This window comes from Methanothermobacter sp. (assembly GCF_030055435.1).
Lineage (GTDB): Archaea > Methanobacteriota > Methanobacteria > Methanobacteriales > Methanothermobacteraceae > Methanothermobacter.
The window spans coordinates 219333-238530 of sequence record NZ_JASFYG010000002.1 but is presented as its reverse complement, the minus strand read 5'-3'; the positions used below and the strand labels follow the sequence as shown (position 1 = coordinate 238530).

The 19198-nt window shown below is 47.9% G+C and carries 24 protein-coding genes; 17 read left to right on the top strand and 7 right to left on the bottom strand.

Annotated elements, in window-relative coordinates:
• Positions 1 to 63: 63 nt before the first annotated feature.
• The 6 genes from fen to QFX30_RS02985 form a co-directional block, all read right to left on the bottom strand.
• Positions 64 to 1050: a flap endonuclease-1 gene (fen, locus tag QFX30_RS03010; RefSeq protein ID WP_300488020.1), complete on the bottom strand. Its 987-nt coding sequence runs from the start codon at positions 1048 to 1050 to the stop codon at positions 64 to 66.
• A 10-nt stretch (positions 1051 to 1060) separates the two neighbouring features.
• Positions 1061 to 1603, bottom strand: a complete 543-nt coding sequence (locus tag QFX30_RS03005) for a chorismate pyruvate-lyase family protein (RefSeq protein WP_300488017.1) — start codon at positions 1601 to 1603, stop codon at positions 1061 to 1063.
• A gap of 37 nt (positions 1604 to 1640) precedes the next feature.
• Positions 1641 to 2897, bottom strand: a complete 1257-nt coding sequence (gene hacA / locus QFX30_RS03000; protein ID WP_300488014.1) for a homoaconitase large subunit — start codon at positions 2895 to 2897, stop codon at positions 1641 to 1643.
• Between the two features lie 68 nt (positions 2898 to 2965).
• On the bottom strand, positions 2966 to 4141 hold the full coding sequence (locus QFX30_RS02995; RefSeq protein ID WP_300488011.1) for a homocitrate synthase family protein: 1176 nt from the start codon (positions 4139 to 4141) through the stop codon (positions 2966 to 2968).
• A gap of 298 nt (positions 4142 to 4439) precedes the next feature.
• Positions 4440 to 4973, bottom strand: a complete 534-nt coding sequence (cyaB, locus tag QFX30_RS02990) for a class IV adenylate cyclase (RefSeq protein ID WP_300488008.1) — start codon at positions 4971 to 4973, stop codon at positions 4440 to 4442.
• 3 nt (positions 4974 to 4976) lie between these two features.
• Positions 4977 to 5372 carry a hypothetical protein gene (locus tag QFX30_RS02985; RefSeq protein ID WP_300488005.1) on the bottom strand — a complete coding sequence of 132 codons (396 nt, stop codon included), beginning with the start codon at positions 5370 to 5372 and terminating at the stop codon, positions 4977 to 4979.
• Positions 5373 to 5630: 258 nt separating this feature from the next.
• Between QFX30_RS02985 and QFX30_RS02980 the strand changes: the two genes are divergently transcribed.
• From QFX30_RS02980 to QFX30_RS02960, 5 genes are all read left to right on the top strand, one after another.
• On the top strand, positions 5631 to 6176 hold the full coding sequence (locus QFX30_RS02980) for a TATA-box-binding protein (RefSeq protein WP_300488002.1): 546 nt from the start codon (positions 5631 to 5633) through the stop codon (positions 6174 to 6176).
• Positions 6177 to 6187: 11 nt separating this feature from the next.
• The gene (gene serB, locus QFX30_RS02975) at positions 6188 to 7663 is read left to right on the top strand and encodes a phosphoserine phosphatase SerB (RefSeq protein WP_300487999.1); all 1476 of its coding nucleotides are present in this window, start codon (positions 6188 to 6190) and stop codon (positions 7661 to 7663) included.
• Between the two features lie 10 nt (positions 7664 to 7673).
• Positions 7674 to 7829: a hypothetical protein gene (locus tag QFX30_RS02970; RefSeq protein WP_171770388.1), complete on the top strand. Its 156-nt coding sequence runs from the start codon at positions 7674 to 7676 to the stop codon at positions 7827 to 7829.
• Positions 7830 to 7846: 17 nt separating this feature from the next.
• Positions 7847 to 9982 carry a DNA topoisomerase I gene (topA, locus tag QFX30_RS02965; protein WP_300487997.1) on the top strand — a complete coding sequence of 712 codons (2136 nt, stop codon included), beginning with the start codon at positions 7847 to 7849 and terminating at the stop codon, positions 9980 to 9982.
• Positions 9983 to 10117: 135 nt separating this feature from the next.
• Positions 10118 to 12661: an STT3 domain-containing protein gene (locus QFX30_RS02960; protein ID WP_300487995.1), complete on the top strand. Its 2544-nt coding sequence runs from the start codon at positions 10118 to 10120 to the stop codon at positions 12659 to 12661.
• A 104-nt stretch (positions 12662 to 12765) separates the two neighbouring features.
• Here QFX30_RS02960 and QFX30_RS02955 read toward each other — a convergent pair whose 3' ends face one another.
• Entirely contained in the window at positions 12766 to 13143 is a 378-nt protein-coding gene (locus QFX30_RS02955; protein WP_300487993.1) for a CBS domain-containing protein, read from the bottom strand.
• A gap of 130 nt (positions 13144 to 13273) precedes the next feature.
• Here QFX30_RS02955 and QFX30_RS02950 point away from each other — a divergent pair, with 130 nt between their 5' ends.
• From QFX30_RS02950 to rpl18a, 12 genes are all read left to right on the top strand, one after another.
• Complete coding sequence (locus QFX30_RS02950; protein WP_300488248.1) at positions 13274 to 14368, top strand: GTP-binding protein; 1095 nt, start codon at positions 13274 to 13276, stop codon at positions 14366 to 14368.
• A gap of 64 nt (positions 14369 to 14432) precedes the next feature.
• Positions 14433 to 15209: a sulfide-dependent adenosine diphosphate thiazole synthase gene (locus QFX30_RS02945; protein ID WP_300487991.1), complete on the top strand. Its 777-nt coding sequence runs from the start codon at positions 14433 to 14435 to the stop codon at positions 15207 to 15209.
• Positions 15209 to 15748: an adenylate kinase family protein gene (locus QFX30_RS02940; RefSeq protein WP_300487987.1), complete on the top strand. Its 540-nt coding sequence runs from the start codon at positions 15209 to 15211 to the stop codon at positions 15746 to 15748. The genes QFX30_RS02945 and QFX30_RS02940 overlap by 1 nt, the downstream gene beginning before the upstream one ends.
• Before the next feature lie 104 nt (positions 15749 to 15852).
• Entirely contained in the window at positions 15853 to 16272 is a 420-nt protein-coding gene (gene rnp4, locus QFX30_RS02935; protein ID WP_300487984.1) for a ribonuclease P protein component 4, read from the top strand.
• The gene (locus QFX30_RS02930; protein WP_300477545.1) at positions 16217 to 16450 is read left to right on the top strand and encodes a YhbY family RNA-binding protein; all 234 of its coding nucleotides are present in this window, start codon (positions 16217 to 16219) and stop codon (positions 16448 to 16450) included. Before rnp4 ends, QFX30_RS02930 begins: the two co-directional genes overlap by 56 nt.
• A 10-nt stretch (positions 16451 to 16460) precedes the next feature.
• Positions 16461 to 16898, top strand: coding sequence for a 30S ribosomal protein S19e (locus QFX30_RS02925; RefSeq protein ID WP_300477543.1), 438 nt, complete (start codon positions 16461 to 16463; stop codon positions 16896 to 16898).
• A 31-nt stretch (positions 16899 to 16929) separates the two neighbouring features.
• Complete coding sequence (locus QFX30_RS02920) at positions 16930 to 17265, top strand: DNA-binding protein (protein WP_300487981.1); 336 nt, start codon at positions 16930 to 16932, stop codon at positions 17263 to 17265.
• Positions 17262 to 17864, top strand: a complete 603-nt coding sequence (locus QFX30_RS02915; RefSeq protein ID WP_300487978.1) for an asparagine synthase-related protein — start codon at positions 17262 to 17264, stop codon at positions 17862 to 17864. Before QFX30_RS02920 ends, QFX30_RS02915 begins: the two co-directional genes overlap by 4 nt.
• Positions 17865 to 18020: a 50S ribosomal protein L39e gene (locus QFX30_RS02910; protein ID WP_010877221.1), complete on the top strand. Its 156-nt coding sequence runs from the start codon at positions 17865 to 17867 to the stop codon at positions 18018 to 18020.
• Between the two features lie 13 nt (positions 18021 to 18033).
• Entirely contained in the window at positions 18034 to 18279 is a 246-nt protein-coding gene (locus QFX30_RS02905) for a 50S ribosomal protein L31e (protein ID WP_300487975.1), read from the top strand.
• A 13-nt stretch (positions 18280 to 18292) separates the two neighbouring features.
• A complete protein-coding gene (locus tag QFX30_RS02900; RefSeq protein WP_300487972.1) occupies positions 18293 to 18961 on the top strand; it encodes a translation initiation factor IF-6 in 669 nt (222 codons plus the stop codon).
• Positions 18962 to 18964: 3 nt separating this feature from the next.
• A complete protein-coding gene (rpl18a, locus tag QFX30_RS02895; RefSeq protein ID WP_300487969.1) occupies positions 18965 to 19195 on the top strand; it encodes a 50S ribosomal protein L18Ae in 231 nt (76 codons plus the stop codon).
• Positions 19196 to 19198: the final 3 nt, after the last annotated feature.

The following is a 19198-nucleotide window of genomic DNA, read 5'->3' as shown; positions in this document are numbered from 1 at the left end:
TTAGAGCCAGTCCAGTGACACTCCACTAGTACATATACCCACATCTAGTGGAGTCCATGATCCTTAGAACCAGTCCTCAAGGCTTTTCTGTGTGAATGAAGCACCTTCAATTTTTTTAAGGGCCGTCATTACCCTTTCCTCTGAGAAGCCATGCTCACCGCAGAGGAACTCTATGACCCCATCCCTATCAGGTTTCCTCCATCTGAGCTCATAGTCCCCAGTCACGTCGGGTTCAAGGAATATCCCCCTGAGGACGTGGGGGTCGCCTCCGATGTCCCCATCAACCTCATCAATTACACTGAATAGGTCACCCTTCTCCTTTATGAGTTTGAGTCCCCTCCTTGCACCTATCCCCTTTATTCCATCATTGAAGTCTGTGCCAACGAGGAGTGCTAGGTCCACGAGCTGTTCATGGGTGATTGAAAGATCCCTAAGGACAGATTCCAGTTCAATTATCTCTGGTTCCTCCAGTTTTCCGCTGAGTGTTAGGTTTCTAACGACCCTGGGGGCTCCGAAGAGGAGGCAGTCGTAGTCCTGGGATGCCACTGCCCAGGCATCACCCCTCCTGACAATGAATGATGCCTGTGCCTCCCCTTCTCCAGGTGCCTGGACGTATGGTATCCCTAGGAGTTCAAGGAGCCTTTTGGAGCTTTCAACTATATCCTGTGACATCCTTGAGGACCTCACAGCATACTTCCTTGCCCTCTCGATGTCACCCTCCTCAAGGGCCCTCTTCCATTCCATTTCAGATTTCTTCCGGGTTTCAATACGCCTTGTTACTGTTTCGCCCTTGAGGTGATGGGATTTCCCATCAAAGACATAGGCAACCCTTATATCCCTCTCCATAACTGCCGCTGTCCTGTAGAGTATTCCGCTGAGGTGGGATGTCACCCGCCCCTCTGAGTCCATGAGGGGTGTTCCATCCCTCTGTCTTATGCTTGAGAGGAACTGGTATATGCTGTTGGCTGCATCAACTGCAACGGTGCGTCCCCTGAGATCATCAAGACTTATCTTCTCTGCTGATATTATATCCTTTAATTTAACTCCCATGAAAACACCGTTACCGAAATTCTTCCCTGAACCAGTCAAATGGGAAGGTCTCCTTTATCCTTATGAGCACCTCGTCCTGGTGGATTATGTTGTAGGTCCTTGTGAGCATGGGGGAGTCTGTTTTGAATATTTCCCTAAGTTCTCTGCTGGGACTTTCTATGTCAAGGATCTCTATCTCCCTGCGGGATTCTATACTGTGCTTCTTCAGTATCCTTCCTATGGGTATATCCGCCCTTATGAGGTCCTCTCTGAATCCATCATCAAGCCTTGATAGTGGTATGTATGATACTGCGTGTATCAGGGGTTCATTATTCCCTATCACAACCACCCTGTGATTAACCATTTCACCGGGGGGTATCCTGAGTTTATCTGCGATTTCTGGAGTTGATGGTATGAATTCCTGTTTTATGGTCCTTATGGTTACTGTTCCCCTTAGGACGTCAAGTATCCTTGTTACCGAGCCGTCTGTTGATAGCAGTATCTTCTGGGTGTTTGAGAGCTTCCCTATTATCCTCTCAATGCGTTCAATCTCCTCCATGATATTGACATCCATTTCTTGCCTCCCTCATAATGCGGGTCTTCCCATTTTTCTATTCGGGTGCGCTGATCACCCCTTTAACTGCCGATTCCGCCACGACTGCAGGGTTGGCCAGGTATACCTTTGATGATGGGTCCCCCATCCTTCCCCTGAAGTTCCTGTTGGTTGTGGCTATGCTAACCTCTCCTGGAGCCAGGACCCCCATGTGGGCTCCGAGACAGGGCCCGCATCCTGGGTTGCAGACTATGGCCCCGGCCCTTATGAAGGCCTCTATTATACCATCCTTCAGTGCCCTTAAGTAGATCTCCCTTGAGGCGGGTGCAACTATGAACCTCACATCATCATGGATCCTTCTATCTCCAAGGACATCTGCTGCCATTTTGAGGTCCTCGTAGCGGCCGTTTGTGCATGAACCAAGGAATGCCTCGTCTATGTGGGTTCCCTCAACCCTGTGAACAGGTGTCACGTTATCCACGTCGTCGGGGCAGGCAACCTGTGGTTCGAGGTCGGAGACATCGAAGTGGTGGTCCTCCACGTACTGGCTGTCCCTATCTGAACGGTAAACCCTGAAGTCTCTCCCTGTCCTGGACTTTACATACTGGATTATCTCCCTGCTGGGCTCCATTATACCGTTTTTGGCCCCCATTTCAACTGCCATGTTGCAAATTGTCATCCTTCCGGCAACGTCCATTTCATCAACCGTGCTTCCAGTGAACTCCACAGCCCGGTATGTTGCACCATCAACACCGATTTCCCCTATGATTTTCAGTATAACATCCTTAGCTGTGGCGAAACCCTGCAGTTCACCTGTAACCTCTATGCGCATTGCCTCGGGCACCATGAACCATGTTTTTCCTGTGGCGAATACCATTGCCATGTCTGTGGCTCCCATTCCAGTTGCAAATGCCCCAAATGCCCCGTATGTGCATGTGTGCGAGTCTGCACCCACTATGACCATTCCTGGGCGTGCAAATCCTTTCTCAGGGAGGACCTGGTGGCATATTCCCTCAGCGTTCTTGAAGATATTATTTATCCCCTGCTCAGATGCGAATTCGGATGTTACCCTCTGGAACTCTGCTGCCCCGATTGTGTTGGGTGGTACGTTGTGGTCGAATACCATAACTATTCTTTCAGGGTCCCACACCCTCTGTGGGCCTCCCCTTGAGGCTATCTCCCTAAATGTACGGATTGTTGGGGGTGATGTGCCGTCGTGGGTCATTGCAAGGTCAACCCTTGCCTCTATTATCTCGCCGGGTGTGACCTCAGCTACTCCGGCTGCATCTGCAAGGATTTTCTCTGTGATATTCATTTCAATCACCTGAAAGCTATCTGGGATCTTTTAATCCCCTATGACCCCTCCATGTTCATATTAACCGATTAAAAGTCAACGGGCCCCCTCACAGACTTTACGATCTTGTAGAAGAGTTCATCGTTAATGTATTTCCCCTCCTCCCTGTTTTTCTTTACCTCCTCCACTATCCTGCATAGTTCCTCCCTTGTAACCTCTATACCGTACTCCTCAAGTTTTGCCTTGACTGCCCTGCACCCTGAGTGTTTGCCCAGGACTATCTTGCGCTGGTGTCCTATCATCTCAGGGAGGAACGGCTCATATGTGAGGGGTTCCTCTATCACAGCGTCCACGTGTATACCTGACTCGTGCCTGAAGACGTTCTTTCCAACTATGGGCTTATTTTCAGGCACCTTCATGCGTGTGTGCTTCTCAACGAGCCTTGAAAGCTCATAGAGTACGCTGATGTTGAATCCGAGGTCAATTTCATAGATTATCCTCAGGGCCATTATAAGCTCCTCGAGGGGGGTGTTCCCGGCCCTTTCACCTATACCGTTAACTGTGGTTGAAACTGCGGTTCCGCCTGCCAGGAGCCCTGCAATTGAATTTGAGAGTGCCATGCCAAAGTCATTGTGACAGTGCATTGCTATATCCACTTTTATATCCTTTCTGAGTTCCCTTACAAGGTAGTCCATTCCCTGGGGGCTTATGGCACCAACCGTATCTGCTATATGGACCCTGTCTGCCCCGTAGCTCTCAGCCTTCCTGTATATCTGCTTGAGGAAGTCCAGGTCAGTCCTTGTGGCGTCCTCTGCTGAGAATGCCAGGAAGAGGCCGTGGTCCTTGGCATATTCTATGGAGTTAAGGCATACGTTGAGTGCCTCCTCCCTTGTGAGTTTGAGTTTGTGTTTGAGGTGCAGGTCGGATGTTGCCATGAAGGTGATGACGCCATCAACGTCGCAGTCAATTGCGACGTCTATGTCCTCCTTCTTTGTCCTGCTCAGGGCAAGTATATCCGCGTTGAGGCCTTCATTGGCTATTGTCTTTACTGAAACCTTTTCCTGCTTTGATACGACTGGGAAACCACTTTCTATCTGGTGTATGCCCAGTTCATCGAGTTTTCTGGCTATTTCAAGTTTTTCATCGGTTCCAAGGCATACTCCGGGGGTCTGTTCCCCATCGCGGAGTGTTGTGTCATAAATAGTGATCTTATCAGGAAATTCTAATTCAGCTTCCTTATTGAAGGGACTGACGAAGTATTTCAAGGGATTACCACCTTAACTTGATTTATTAAAATGAAGACTCTAGCATTTATTTAAATTTGATATTTAAGTATAAAAGGTTTGAGAGTACAGCCGTCTTCCGGTCTGCATCTTTTAGCTGTTGGTGGTCATCTGTAGCTGGTGGGTGGCTGTGCGGGTTTTAACTACTGGTGCTTGTCCAGCGCTGTTCAGCTTTCATGTTCAAGTATCATTTAGTGGTACACTGAGTGGTATCCTTAAGGGGATTATTCAGCGATTTTTCATCTGTCTCTTAGATTCTGTTTATGGGCGCATAGCAGTTCTATTCAGATTCAGCCTCAAGAAGTTCAAGGTAGGATTTCCTCTCGAATCCCCCACTTACCCCCAGTTTTCTGTAGAGCTCAAATATCTCACTGAGGGCATCCCCGTAGTCACTGCCCTCAGGGAGGTCCCTCTCTATTTCAAGGTAGGTCCCAAGGCCCCTAACGGTGTCAATGGATAGGGTGAAATCTCCGAGTGAGTAGGTCCTCCTTTCCTTGAAAACCTCCCTCACCCTTCTAAATCCAAGGGAATCCAGTATCCCTGCTGCTGTTTCAGCATCCGCAACTTCAACCTCTAGTTCCTTCCTTGTCTTGCTCTTATCATCTATTTTTGGGCCTTTGTAGGTTATGAATGTCCTTTCTCCTGTTTTTCTTATTCTCAGCGCTTCGTCGGTCTCTGCAAAGTCTCTGTGGGGGGCATTGAAGTAGATATCACTCTGTTCCTCATCTGAAAGATGGCGCCCCCCAAGTGAAATTATGCGCTCGCTTACCTCACTCCCACTGGAAATTTTAGCTTTAACCTCAACCTCTATCAAATTCTACCACCCTTCAATACCAGTGGATACACCGGTATCCTCAAGTCCAGCGTATTCCCTTAAAAAATGTGCTGATTCATCCAGTTCATCAAGGAGGGCATCTATCATCCTATCAACACCTTCATATGGACCGAGAATATCGTCCCTTTCATCCAGGATGCTCCTTCTCTTCTGCAAGTCTCCCCTAACCTTGGGGTCCTTCATTCTTTTCAGGTACTGCCTTCTGATGATCCTCATGTCCATATGGAGATTGTACCTTATCCTCTTAAGGTTTTTTATATATCCTTCAACCTCCCTCAGAAGCTCGAGGGCCTCCTCTCTACTCGAGGGGTTTATTTCAAGTCCCTCAATCCCAAGTTCCTCAACCTGTTCCTTGTAGATTCTAGGATCGATAACCACATCATCCCCCCAGCAATGAACCCCCGGGTCCTAAAAAATCTGGTATATGCTATCACTATGAAAATCACATTATTTAAATTCTGGTATAATGAGGTGCATAATTTCTACGGGGAAATGCCAAAAAGTTATGAATGATTTTAATACACCACTTGTATTATTAAATATAATTTTATCTATAATAACTAGCTTTTTACGTCAATATTAATATAGGTGCATTTAAATTTATATGTAGTTTAAACTTCACCGGGAGGTATCTAGTTGACAGATGTGGATATCAAGATAGAAAATATTGTTGCTTCTGCAACCCTTGGGAAATCCATTGATCTTCAGAAAGTTGCTGAAGCCCTTGAAAACGTTGATTTTAACCGTGAACAGTTCCCTGGCCTTGTATACAAATTAAAGGAGCCTAAAACCGCTGCTCTAATCTTTGGATCAGGTAAACTGGTATGTACTGGCGCAAAATCCATTGAGGACTCCAAGAGGGCCATAAAACTCACAGTTGACATGATGAGGACCATGGATCCAGATATACCCGAGGAATTTGAGATAAAGATCCAGAACATTGTTGCCTCGGCAAACCTCGGGAAACCCCTGAACCTGGAGGCTGTTGCCCTGGGACTTGAGAACACTGAATATGAACCTGAACAGTTCCCTGGCCTTGTTTACAGGCTGGATGAACCCAAGGTTGTCCTGCTACTCTTCGGTTCAGGGAAGGTTGTGTGCACAGGCGCCAAGAGTGCTGAGGACGCTAAGCTTGGAGTTGAAAAGACCAAGGCAAGGCTTGCCGAGTTAGATCTGATTTAATGGTGATATTTTTGATTAAACTTGTAGTTTTCGATCTTGATAATGTCATTATTGATGGGGAAGCCATAGACGAGATAGGGAAAATCGCTGGAGTCGAGGAGGAAGTAAAGGAGATCACCGAAAAGGCCATGCAGGGTGATGTTGACTTCGAATCCTCCATAAGGGAGAGGGTGAAGCTCCTCAAGGGGACAGCGGTTGAGGATATAAAGGCGGTTGCAGAGGAATTGCCCCTCATGGAGGGTGCTGAGGAGACCATCAGAACTCTCAAGGAGAAGGGTTACCGGGTCGCGGTTATAAGTGGAAGTTTTGACCTGGTGGCCGAGCCCATCAGAAAAAAACTTGGTATTGATTATCTCTTCTGCAACAGGCTCCATGAGGAGGAGGGTGTGCTTACCGGTGAAGTGAGCGGACCTCTTGTGAAAAACTCAAAGTATGATGTTCTCTGTGAGATCCTCGATAAGGAGGGTATAAGCACCAAAGAATGTGTTGCTGTTGGCGATGGCGCCAACGACATATCCATGATACAGGCAGCCAGGTTGGGGATAGCATTCAATGCAAAACCCGCCCTCAGGAAGAAGGCTGACGCAGTGGTTGATGGGAAGGATCTCAGGAAAATATTGCCGATTATCGAGGAGATAGCTGAGGTGGATGAGAAGCTGGATAAGCTCGGCTACGATGAGGTAATAGACCTTAAAAATGAATACGAGGAGAAACTCTCAGGCCTGGCATCTGAAAGGGATGAACTGAATAAAAAGGCCCGTGAAATGAAGGAACTCCGGGATAAACTGAACAGTGAACTTCGTGAAACACTTAACAGAGCTGTTGAACTCAGGGACAGACGTAATGAGATAAATTCTAAGGTTGAGAAGAACAAGAAGCTCAGGGATAAGATAAATCAGGAGATAAAAAAGCTTGAGTGGTCCTCAGGTGGTCGTGACAGGATAAAGATAGAAAATGAAATCCGGAGAATAGATAAGATCATAGAAACAAGGGTACTTGATATTAACAAGGAGAATGAACTGGTCAAGACTGCCAATGAATTACGTAAGAAGCTCATGAAGATCCAGGAGGATGAGGAGACCAGGCAAAAAGCCCTTGAACTCAGGAAGAAATCAGAGGAATACCATGAGATGGTGGTCTCGCTTTCAGAGGAGGCCCAGAAGTATCATGAGGAAATGATTGAGTATTTCAGAAAGACAGATGAGATACGTAAGAAGGCTGATGAAGCCCATGAGAAGTTTCTTGAATTCAGGAGAATGGCCTCAGAGAAACATGAGGAATTCAAGTCAACTCTTGGCAAAATTAAGAGGATAAACAAACGTATCAACGCCCTCAGATCAGAAAAGAGAAACGCTAAAAGAAGGGTCACCCGTGAAAGGGATCTTGAGGAGAAGGAGAGGGCCCGTGAAATATATGAGAAATTCAAAGAGGGTAAGAAACTTACAAAGGATGAAATCCTTCTTCTTCAGAAGCATAGGATCGTTTAGGAGATCATATATGTGCGAAGGGAAGTCCTCAGACGAAGAGAAGATAGAAGTGTGCTTCATATGCCATAAGAAGTTTAACATAAACGCCGATGACTCAAGCCATTATCATTACGGTAAGTACCCGATGTGCAGTTACTGCAGTGACTTCTATGGATTTTACAGGTGACGATTCTGAGTGGTAAGATGCATGAAGTTATAATATGTGAGAAGCCCAAGTCATCAGAGAAGATCGCAGGAGCACTCTTTCCAGATGCAGAGAAAAAGAAGTACGGGAAGGTGTCCTACTGGGAATATTCTGAAGGCAATAAAAGGGTAACCATCATATCAGCGGTTGGGCACCTCTATTCACTTCGCCCGAGTAAACCCGGGGATGAGCACTTCTTTGACCTTGAATGGGCGCCCCTTCATGAGATTGATAAGAAGAAGAACTACGTTAAGGACTACCTCAATGTAATAAAAAAGTTCGCTGCCGGCGCTGACCGCTACATACATGCCTGTGACTATGACATAGAGGGTACACTCATCGGTTTCAATGCCATCAGGTATGGATGTGGCAGGAACGCCCTCAAGAAAACCGTGAGGATGAAGTTCTCAACCCTCACACGGGAGGAGATACGGAAAGCCTATGAGAACCCCATAGAACTTGACTGCGGGCAGGTGGACAGTGGCGCTGCACGGCACATCCTTGACTTCATATTCGGTGTGAACATCTCAAGGTCCCTAATGAAATCCGTGAAGGAGGCGACCAACCGCTTCATTAAATTATCTGCCGGGAGGGTTCAGACCCCCACCCTTGCGATACTCGTCGAAAGGGAGAAGGAGATAAGGGAATTCAAGCCGGTCCCCTACTGGATAATCCAGGCAGAACTTGAATCAGGTATCGTGGCAGAGAGCAGAAGGGGTAAGATATTCAAGCGCCCCCTCGTTGATGAGGTCCTTGAGAGGTGTAGTGGTAGCGATGCGTCTGTTAGAAGCGTGAAGGTAAGGGAAACAGTAAGGAAACCGCCTGTGCCCTTTGATCTTGGATCACTCCAGTCGGAGGCATACCGGGTATTTGGATTCAGTCCCAAGAAGACCCAGACCATCGCACAGAACCTCTACACCGAGGGTTACACCTCCTATCCCAGGACATCATCCCAGAAGCTCCCTGAAAGCATAGGTTACCGTAAGATACTGGACAGGCTTTCAGAGGACCCACGGTTCAGTGCGCACATTGAAGGGCTCAGGGAGCCCCTAAAACCCCACGAGGGTAAAAAGGTTGATGATGCACACCCTGCGATACACCCAACGGGTCTTCTCCCATCAGATCTTTCCAGTGATGAAAGAAAGATCTATGATCTCATAGTCCACCGTTTCATAAGTGTATTCGGGGAAGATGCTGTTCTACAGACAATGAGGGTGGACCTTGAAATAGGAGGAGAGGAGTTCAGTTTCTCAAGAAAGAGGGTGAGCAAAAGGGGATGGATGGATAGCTACCCCTACACCCGAATTGAAGATGAGGTTTTCCCTGATATATCCGAGGGTGATATTATGGGCGTTGTGGGGGTATCCGCCCTGGAGAAGGAGACAAAGCCCCCAGCCAGATACAATGAAGCCTCACTCATAAGGGAACTGGAGAAGAGGGGCCTTGGAACCAAATCAACCCGTGCAGATATAATAGCCAAACTCTATGACAGAAAGTACATTGAGGGTAAGAAGATACGTGTGAGCCCCCTGGGTGAGAACATAATTGACACCCTCACAAAGTACTGTGAGAAGATAACCAGTGAGGAGCTCACAAGGCAGTTTGAGAGGGAACTCGAGGAGATCATGAAGGGAAAGATAAGCCGCGATAGGGTGGTGGATGAGGCCATAGAGGAGGTTAAATCCATACTCAGTGATATTGAGAGGAATATGAAAGACATAGGCAGGGACCTCTATAAAGCCTACCAGGACAGCAGGGTTGTGGGTGAATGCCCTGAATGTGGCAGGAATCTTGTCATAAAATATTCCCCCAGAAACAAAAGCACCTTTGTGGGGTGTTCAGGCTACCCTGATTGCAGAACAGTGTATTCACTTCCCCAGCGGGCCAGTGTACTTAAAAGTCGCTGCGAAAAATGTGGCCTTCCCATGATATCCTATGGCAGGCCACGTCAGAGGGCCTGCCTTGACCCATCGTGTGGGAAGAAGGAATCCAAAGGTGAAGAAATTGTTGGTAAGTGTCCTGAGTGTGGATCCGATCTTATAAAACGTTCAGGGCGTTACGGTGAGTTCGTGGGCTGCAAGGGATTCCCCAAGTGTCGATTCACCTGCTCGGTTGACGATGTTCAGGCTGCATGATGAGGGTACATTTTCACAGGGACACTGCCTCAGCCTGTAGACAGATCAAAGTTTATAAGTGTTTACTGAACTAAAGAGTATACATCATCCATAAGTTCCTGAATTTATTACCAACTAAGGTAAAGAGGCGGTTAAATGAATATCAGAAATTTGCTTGAAAAATTGAAGCCCTTCATAATAATTATACTGCTGTTCTCAGCCGTATTCTATATAAGGGCCGAGGCCAGTAACATTGGAGGGGTCCCTGCTGATGCAAAGGAATTCTATAAGGACTCCGATGGACTGCCGTACTTCAGTGAGATGGACTCCTACTACAACTACAGGCTCACAATGAATTACCTCACCAGGGGCATAATGGGGGATACCCTTGTCGACGGCAAACCATACGACCTCCATTCATACTACCCCCCTGGAAGACCCGTCGATTACCCCCCACTCATAGTTTACATAACGTCCGCTGCCTACAGGGTGGCAAACGTCTTTGGAGACTTTAGCCTCAAGGAGGTGGCTTTCTGGATGGGGGCCCTAATAGGTTCCCTCTGTGTAATACCTGCCTACCTCTTCGTCAGGAGAATCACCAATGACTACGGGGGCATCGCAGCAGCCCTTGTGGTTGGACTGGTCCCCACCTACGTTGCCCACACCTACGCCGGTTTCTTTGACACTGACATGTTCAACTTCGTTCTTCCACTGCTGGTGTTCTGGTTCTTCACAGAGAGCATGCTTGCAGTGGACCTGAAAAGGAAAACTGCCTATGCGTTTGCAGCTGCAGTTTCAGTACTTGTATTCTCAGCTGCATGGGTCGGTTACATATTCTATCTGGCCGTTCTTGTGGCCTTCATCATAGTTTACTCCCTCATCTCAAGGTACGTTCTGGGTGAGAAACCCGATAGGGAGTTCACGGGTAAGGTTGACTGGCTGCTGCATCAGCGCGAGATATTCCCCCTCCTGGTCCTCCTTATAGGTGGCGGGATTCTCATAAGCATATTTGGAGGAGTTTCCAGCCTGGCTGGTGCCGTAACGGGTCTTGTGAGCACCACCCAGATACAGGCAACGGCCCAGACAACAGCCTACCCCAACGTTTATGTATCAGTTTCCGAGCTCCAGATCCCAGAATTTATAACCACCGGTGCCGGGGCAAAGAACCTGTTCATGCCAGGACAGGGAACGGTTGTTGGTGGTGTTGGTGGCCTTCTGGTATTCCTTCTTGGCATACTCGGTGTCGCAGTCCTCCTCTGGAAGTACCGCCAGCCTGAGGTTCAGGTTAAGGAACCTGACAGAAAGATTAAGGCCGGCAAGAAGAGCAAATTCATTAAAAGGCAGAATAAAAACAGAACCACCGACAGTGAAATGAGGCACAGGTACCTCCTATACGCTGTCCTAATGGCTGTATGGCTGGTGATGAGTGGATACGCTGTCACGAAAGGTTCAAGGTTCATACCAACCTTTGCAATACCCCTGGGACTTTCAGCAGGGATATTCACGGGATTCCTGGTTGAATACCTCAGGGAAAATATTAAGACAACATCCTCCATTGCACTGGTTGCCTTTGTGGCTGCTATTGCAATTGCAATGCCCTTCGGTGTCTCAGTTGCTGTTAAACTCCTTGCAGGGGTGATTGCAGCTGGATTCATATACCTGGTCAGGAAGCCAGAGGTTAGGGCTCCTGTCATGATGGCCCTTGTTGTCCTGGCGGTGGTGGCCCCCTCTGTGAGCGGAGCACATTCACTTACATCATCTGTGGCACCGGGCACAGATGATGGGATGTGGAAATCAATGGAGTGGATCAAGAAGAACACCAGCAAGGACACCGTGGTCATGTCATGGTGGGACTTCGGCCACCTCTTTGCTGTTGCAGCTGATAGGCCCGTGACTTTCGATGGTGGTTCACAGAACACTCCAAGGGCTTACTGGATCGGTAAGGCGCTGACAACCAGTAACGAGACACTCTCAAGGGGTATACTCACAATGTTATCATCCAGCGGGGATCTTGCCTATGAAACCCTCGACAACTATACAAATGACAGTGGTAAAACCGCCGAGATACTCACATCCACCCTGGGACTTTCAAGGGATGATGCCAGGGCAGTTATGACGGGGCGCTACGGCCTCACAGAGAAGGAGGCTGATAGTGTACTCAGATATTCACACCCCGCAAAACCAAAACCCTTCGTACTTGTACTCAGCTCTGACATGCTCGGCAAGGCCCCATGGTGGACATACTTCGGGACCTGGGACTTCAAGAAGAAAACAGGGTCAAGGTACGGCTACTATCCATCAATGGGAAGTTCAAAGCCCCAGGTTGTGAACAACACAACCGTGATCCAGACCGTCAACACAATGGTGGAGGACAACCTGGTTGGAACAATCATAGAGAAGAAAGGCAATACAACAAATGCAACGATAGCCATCGGCAATAACAGGACCGTTCAGAGGATAAACCCCCACAAGCTCATAATAATAGAGGGTAACCTCCTTGTCAGGAATGAGATTGTGGACAGCAATGCCCAGCTCAGCCTAATTGTCATCGGAAGCGGAAACCAGTACACAACTGTGATAATGAACAGGGAGCTGGAAGACGCGGTATTCACTAAACTCTTCCTCCTGGGTGGATTCAACCAGACATCCTTTAAGTTCCTTCATCAGGAACCAGGTGTGCTGCTTTGGACAGCAGCATAACCATATTTTTTTATAATCCACAAGAAGTAGAAAAATAATTTAAAAAAGCACATAACCATTTTTTAATCTAAGAAATCAACATTCAGTGAAGAAAAATTAATTTTTCAGTAGCGTTTGGCCATCTTGGCCCTTAGTATGTCCGTTGCACTTACTACGCCAATTATCTCGTCATCATACTCAACCAGGAGGCGCCAGACAACGTTCTTGACCATCCTCTCAGCGGCCTCCTTCAGGGTTGCCCCTGGCGGGACTGTGACAAGGTCCCTCTCCATGACCTCCCATACCTTGACCTCTCCGAGATCATCCCCCTCCGCAATTGCTTCAAGCACGTCCCAGGTGGTTACAATTCCAACCTTGACACCATCCTTGACAACAACCGAGCTCCCCTTGCCGTTCTCAACATAGTTCCTGAGAACATCCTCAAGGCTGGCCGATATGTCAATGGTGTCAACATCTGTAACCATAACGTCCTCAACCCTCATAAAATCACCATAATATATTATGAATTTTATGATATAAAATTATAAGGGAAAATATTTAATAATGTGGATTAGAGAACATTAAATGATTACACTGATTTTGTCCCGCTTCAACAATGTTCATGTGAGTATTATGGATATCGAGGAGAAGATCAAAAAGATAGAAGAGGAGATACAGAGGACTCCCTACAACAAGGCCACAGCACACCATATAGGGAAACTGAAGGCAAAGATCTCCCGCCTGAAGGAGGAGGCCCTCCAGAGAAGGTCGTCCTCAGGGAAGGGGAGAGGATTCCATATAAAAAAGTCAGGGGACTCCACCGTTGTCCTCATAGGTTTCCCCTCTGTCGGTAAATCCACCCTCCTCAATCAACTCACCAATGCGGAGTCAAAGGTTGGGGATTACCAGTTCACAACCCTTGAAATAGTACCTGGTGTGATGGAGTACCGGGGGGCCCAGATACAGATCTTTGACATACCTGGGATAATCACAGGTGCCTCGCGAGGTAAGGGCCGTGGAAGGGAGATACTTTCAGTTGCAAGGAGCGCTGACCTCATAGTCATAGTCCTTGATGTCTTCAACACTGACCACATGGACGTGATCCTCCGTGAACTTCGGGATGTTGGCATAAGGCCCAACGAGACGCCCCCTGATGTGACCGTGAAGAGGAGAAAGCTGGGTGGTGTGAAACTGTCCTCGACAGTTGAACTGACCCACCTGGATGAGAAAATAATAAGATCCGTGCTCAATGAGTATGGAATACACAACGCCGATGTGCTCATAAGGGAGGATATAACTGTTGACCAGTTCATAGATGTTATGGAGGCAAACCGCGCCTACATACCTGCCATAACCGTTATAAACAAGATAGATCTTGTGGATGAATCCTATCTGAACCATATAAAGCAAAAATTCCCCGATGCCCTGCTGATATCTGCGGACAGGAGCCTGAACATTGATGAGCTCAGGGAGGAAATATTTAACCGCCTTGGACTTATAAGGATATACATGAAGCCACAGGGGCAGAAGGCAGACTACAGTGAGCCTTTAATAATTAAAGAGGGTTCAACAGTTGGTGACGTGTGTCAGAAACTCCACAGAGACTTTGTCCGTAAATTCAGGCATGCAAGGGTGTGGGGTAGCTCAGTGAAATTTGACGGCCAAAAGGTAGGTATTGACCATGTACTCAACGATGAGGATGTGCTGAGGATCATCATAAAGAAGTGAACTCCCGGCGGAACATCAAGAGAAAGGCGTATTTAGTGAACATATATCATTTGAAGGTGTGAAGATGAAACTTGATGATATAAAAATTTCAAGAGCCATTGTTGAAGGATACATGGAGGAACTCCTGGACTACATGGACATGGACGTTGCAATTGGTGGAGGAGGACCCTCCGGACTTACAGCAGGTTACTACCTTGCAAGGGCGGGCCTGAAGGTTGCCCTATTTGAGAGAAAACTCTCCATAGGCGGGGGTATGTGGGGCGGCGGTATGATGTTCAACAAGATCGTTGTCCAGGATGATGGTAAGGAGATCCTGGATGAGTTCGGTGTAAGGTCAAGGCCCTATGATGAGGGATACCACGTTGCAGACTCTGTTGAGGCAACATCAACCCTCTGCTCAAGGGCATGCCAGGCGGGACTCAAGATATTCAACCTAATGAGCATAGAGGATGTTATGATCCGTGATGAGGGCATAACGGGTCTTGTGCTTAACTGGAGCTCTGTTGAGATGGCCGGACTCCACGTTGACCCCCTCACCGTGAGGGCAAGTGCAGTTATAGATGCAACCGGCCATGACTGCGAGATAGTGAAGGTGGTGGAGCGGAAGATAGGCCCTGAACTCAACACCCCCAATGGCAGGATACAGGGTGAGAGGTCAATGTGGGCCGATGTAGGTGAGGCCGCCCTCCTAGAAAATACGCGTGAGGTCTACCCCAACCTCTATGTGGCTGGTATGGCGAGCAACGCAGTCTACGGGGCCCCACGTATGGGTCCCATATTCGGGGGTATGCTGGTCTCAGGTCGAAGGGTTGCAGAGATGATAATTGAGAAGCTGAGATAATGAGGCCCATCTGCATAACAGGCACCCCCGGTGTTGGTAAGAGTACAGTGGCTGAAATTCTCAAGGATTCCGGTTTCAGGGTCCTTTCTGTGGGTGAACTTGCAATGGAGGAGGGTTTCATCCTTGGAAGGGACCCTGACCGTGGTTACCTTGAGGTGGACATTGAATCCCTCTGCAGCCACGTTAAGGGCCTTGGGGGTGACGATGCCATCCTCGAGGGTCACCTCTCCCATCTCTGTGATTGCTGCAGCATGGTGATAGTACTGAGGCTCCACCCCCGAATCCTTGAGGGGCGCCTTGAGGCCAGGGGTTATCCTGAGGAGAAGATCGCTGAGAACCTTGAGGCCGAGGCCCTTGACGTCTGTCTGGTGGAGGCGGTTGAGATCCATGGTGATAGGGTCCATGAGGTTGACACAACCGGCAGATCAGCCAGCGCGGTTACAGAGATCATCATGGATATTATAAGTGGTTCCCGGGTGTGCCAGCCAGGTGGGGTTGACTTCTCAGGATGGCTCCTGGGTGATGGAAAAGCTTTTTAAATATGGAAACACAAACCACTTATAATATTCTTCTTGTGCTTAAGTTAAACACCATCTTATGTGCAAGATCAGGGATGTTCTATTCCGTTGTGAGAGGTTAAACCTTGAGGAGAGGAAAGAGGCCCGGATGGATGCTGAAGATTGCCCGTGAGAGAATAGACATCCTCTTCAGAATGGCTGACCGTGAATTTGCAGCCAACCCGGGGAGATCGCACAGGTACACCGAACTTGCAAGAAACATATCCATGAAGTACCGTGTAAGGATTCCCAGAGAGTGGAGAAGGCGGTTCTGCAGGAGGTGTTACAGCTTCCTCAAACCAGGTTCAAACTGCACCGTCAGGATATCCGGTGGGAAGGTTAATTTTAGGTGTCATGAGTGCGGTCACATCATGAGATTCCCCTACATTCAGGAAAAAAAGGAGAAAAGGAGAAATAAAATTGAGTCTCACACCATCAAAAAAGGAACTGATGAGCCGGTCACTGTCGGCTCTCACAATAAACGTGGGAAAGGCCGGGGTGACTGAAAGTCTCATTGAAGAGGTCAGAAGGCAGTTAAAGGCAAATGAACTTATAAAGGTAAGATTTGCCAGGACAGTGGCCTCAGAAAAAGAAAGCTATATTACCGAGATAGTTGAAAAAACAAATTCTAAGCTCATAGATTTAAGAGGAAATGTGGCAATAATTTTCAAAAAAAGATCTTAGGAGGATAAATATGACTACAGTTTATGATGTGCCAGCAGATCTGCTTATAAATAAGGTTGCCGAGGACCTTAAGAAGGATGGTAAGGTTAAATCCCCTGAGTGGGTTAACTTTGTCAAGACAGGTGTCCACAAGGAAAGAAGGCCCGAGAATCCTGACTGGTGGTATGTGAGGGCAGCTGCCCTTCTTAGGAGGGTCTACATCGACGGGCCTGTGGGTGTTAACAGCCTCAGAACCCACTACGGCGGTAAAAAGGATAGGGGTTCACGGCCAGAAAGGTTCAGAAGGGGAAGCGGTGCAATAATAAGGAGAGCCCTCCAGCAGCTTGAGGAATCAGGCCTCATAACAAAGGAGGATGGCGGGAGAGTCATAACACCTGAAGGCCGTTCATTCCTGGATAAAGCGGCTGCTGAAGTAAAAAAAGAAGTTGAAGGCCTTGAGAATTACTGAAAAACCTGAAGGGGCCTGGGAGGTTTTCTAATTGACAGACCTCGAAGAAATACGTCGCAAAAAAATGCTGGAACTCCAGCAGAGGGCACAGCAGCAGGCAATGGAAACTGAAGCCCAGGAGCAGATGCGTCAGCAGCTTGAAATGCAGAAGAAACAGATAATGATGCAGATACTCACCCCTGAAGCCCGCAGCCGTCTTGCGAATCTGAGGCTTACAAGGCCAGAATTCGTTGAGCAGATAGAACTCCAGCTGATACAGCTGGCCCAGATGGGTCGTGTGAGGTCGAAGATAACAGACAAACAGCTCAAGGAGTTGCTCAAGAGAGTTTCTGGCAAAAAAAGGGAGATAAAGATCAGTAGAAAATGAATGCATGTGTACTCTACAGTGGCGGTAAGGACAGCTCACTGATGGCTGTGATGCTCCAGAGGATGGGGATCCAGGCTGAACTTGTAACTGTGAATTTCGGTGTCTATGATTCCTGGAGACCCGCATCCATGGCGGCAGATGCCCTGGGCTTTAAACACAGGGTCCTTGAACTCAGTGAGGATGTGCTGAGGGAAGCCGCTGAAATGATAATAAATGATGGGTTCCCCAATAACGGTATAAGGTATATACACAGAAACGCCGTTGAGGCCGCTGCAGGTGAGTACGATCTGGTTGCTGATGGAACGCGACGTGACGACAGGACCCCCAAGCTTACAAGAAATGAAATACAGAGCCTCGAAGACCGTAGGGATATTGAATACGTGAACCTTGATGGTTTTGGTCACAGGACCATCAACAGATTCTCTTCAGAGTTATTCACGCTTAAAAGGGAGAAGAGTAATCCTGAAAACAGCTCCGACTATGAGGTTGAGGTTAGAATCCTCATGGAGAAGATGGGCTGCAGATCAGAGACATTCTTCCCCGTTCACTTCCAGACCAGGGTGACTGGCTGGAAAGATTCGCAACAAGGAGGATGCTGAATGAGTAGAAACAAACATGTTGCCAGAAAACTTAGAATGGCGAAGGCTAACAGACAGAACAGAAGGGTGCCAGCATGGGTGATGGTTAAAACCAATTACAGGGTCAGAAGCCATCCAAAGATGAGGCACTGGAGAAGGACCAAACTCAAGGTGTAGGAGGGATCTTAACATGGAAAGAATTTACGTTATACCCCTTAGGAAGGCAAAGGAAGTTCCAAGAACCATAAGAGCACCGAAGGCTGTTAAGATTGTCAGGGAATTTCTCATGAAACACATGAAGACAGACACTGTCAAAATTGATGAATCCATCAATGAAAAAATCTGGGAGAGGGGTATCCAGAAGATTCCCCCCAAGATAAAGGTCAGAGCCGTCAAGGACGAGGACGGCGTGGTGGAAGCCATTCTCGAAGAATAAAAAATGGTGGATTATGATCAGAAGGATCAACCTCAGCGGAAACCCCAACCTTGGAGTCTACATCTCTGTAACTGACAGTGTGGCCCTCATACCTGTGAATGCATCCCCAAAATTTGAGGATGCACTGAGGGAGGCCCTTGAAGTTGAAGTCCTGAGGACATCCCTCAGTGGCAGCAGCCTCAACGGGGCGCTTTCAGCCGGGAATTCGAACGGTTTCGTGGTTTCAAACCAGGCTATGGACCGTGAAGTTGAGGCGCTTATGGCTGCAGGTCTTGAGGTTACCCGCATCCCTGACAGGTTCACAGCAGTTGGCAACCTTGTTCTGGCCAATGATAATGGTGCTGTTGCAAGTCCACTGCTATCAGAGGATGCCCTGAATGTTATAGGGGATGTTCTTGAGGTTGATGTTAAAGTATCCACAGTTGCAGGCCTCAACATCATAGGATCCCTGGGGGCTGTGACCAACCGCGGAGCACTCCTGCACCCCCACACCTCAGAGGATGAAATGAGAGTCATTGAGGGAGTGTTGGGAGTGGAGGCGGATGTTGGCACCGTCAACCATGGGGTAACACTGGTAGGTGCCTGCTCAGCAGCCAACTCAAATGGTGTCCTTGTGGGTGAAGAAACCACAGGACCTGAACTTGCAAGGATAGAAGAAGCTTTAGGTTTTCTTGAGGGATGAAAAATGAAAACGAAGATATTTAGGGTTAAAGGAAAGTTCCAGATGGGTGATAAACTTCAGCCATTCACAAAGGAACTCAAGGCAATAAGGAAAGAGGAGATCTACGAGAGAATCTACTCAGAATTCGGAAGCAAACACAGGGTTCCAAGAAGCAAGGTTATGATTGAGGAGATAGAGGAGATATCACCCGAGGAGGTAGAGGACCCGGTGGTCAGGGCGCTGGTCCAGAGGTGATCC

Excerpts from the sequence above, each read along its gene's own strand:
- fen (WP_300488020.1), bottom strand. The coding sequence starts at position 1,050 with ATGGGAGTTAAATTAAAGGATATAATATCAGCAGAGAAGATAAGTCTT.
- QFX30_RS03005 (WP_300488017.1), bottom strand. The coding sequence starts at position 1,603 with ATGGATGTCAATATCATGGAGGAGATTGAACGCATTGAGAGGATAATA.
- hacA (WP_300488014.1), bottom strand. The coding sequence starts at position 2,897 with ATGAATATCACAGAGAAAATCCTTGCAGATGCAGCCGGAGTAGCTGAG.
- QFX30_RS02970 (WP_171770388.1), top strand. The coding sequence starts at position 7,674 with ATGTGCGAAGGGAAGTCCTCAGACGAAGAGAAGATAGAAGTGTGCTTC.
- topA (WP_300487997.1), top strand. The coding sequence starts at position 7,847 with ATGCATGAAGTTATAATATGTGAGAAGCCCAAGTCATCAGAGAAGATC.
- QFX30_RS02960 (WP_300487995.1), top strand. The coding sequence starts at position 10,118 with ATGAATATCAGAAATTTGCTTGAAAAATTGAAGCCCTTCATAATAATT.
- QFX30_RS02955 (WP_300487993.1), bottom strand. The coding sequence starts at position 13,143 with ATGAGGGTTGAGGACGTTATGGTTACAGATGTTGACACCATTGACATA.
- QFX30_RS02950 (WP_300488248.1), top strand. The coding sequence starts at position 13,274 with ATGGATATCGAGGAGAAGATCAAAAAGATAGAAGAGGAGATACAGAGG.
- QFX30_RS02945 (WP_300487991.1), top strand. The coding sequence starts at position 14,433 with ATGAAACTTGATGATATAAAAATTTCAAGAGCCATTGTTGAAGGATAC.
- QFX30_RS02940 (WP_300487987.1), top strand. The coding sequence starts at position 15,209 with ATGAGGCCCATCTGCATAACAGGCACCCCCGGTGTTGGTAAGAGTACA.
- QFX30_RS02930 (WP_300477545.1), top strand. The coding sequence starts at position 16,217 with ATGAGCCGGTCACTGTCGGCTCTCACAATAAACGTGGGAAAGGCCGGG.
- QFX30_RS02925 (WP_300477543.1), top strand. The coding sequence starts at position 16,461 with ATGACTACAGTTTATGATGTGCCAGCAGATCTGCTTATAAATAAGGTT.
- QFX30_RS02915 (WP_300487978.1), top strand. The coding sequence starts at position 17,262 with ATGAATGCATGTGTACTCTACAGTGGCGGTAAGGACAGCTCACTGATG.
- QFX30_RS02910 (WP_010877221.1), top strand. The coding sequence starts at position 17,865 with ATGAGTAGAAACAAACATGTTGCCAGAAAACTTAGAATGGCGAAGGCT.
- QFX30_RS02905 (WP_300487975.1), top strand. The coding sequence starts at position 18,034 with ATGGAAAGAATTTACGTTATACCCCTTAGGAAGGCAAAGGAAGTTCCA.
- QFX30_RS02900 (WP_300487972.1), top strand. The coding sequence starts at position 18,293 with ATGATCAGAAGGATCAACCTCAGCGGAAACCCCAACCTTGGAGTCTAC.
- rpl18a (WP_300487969.1), top strand. The coding sequence starts at position 18,965 with ATGAAAACGAAGATATTTAGGGTTAAAGGAAAGTTCCAGATGGGTGAT.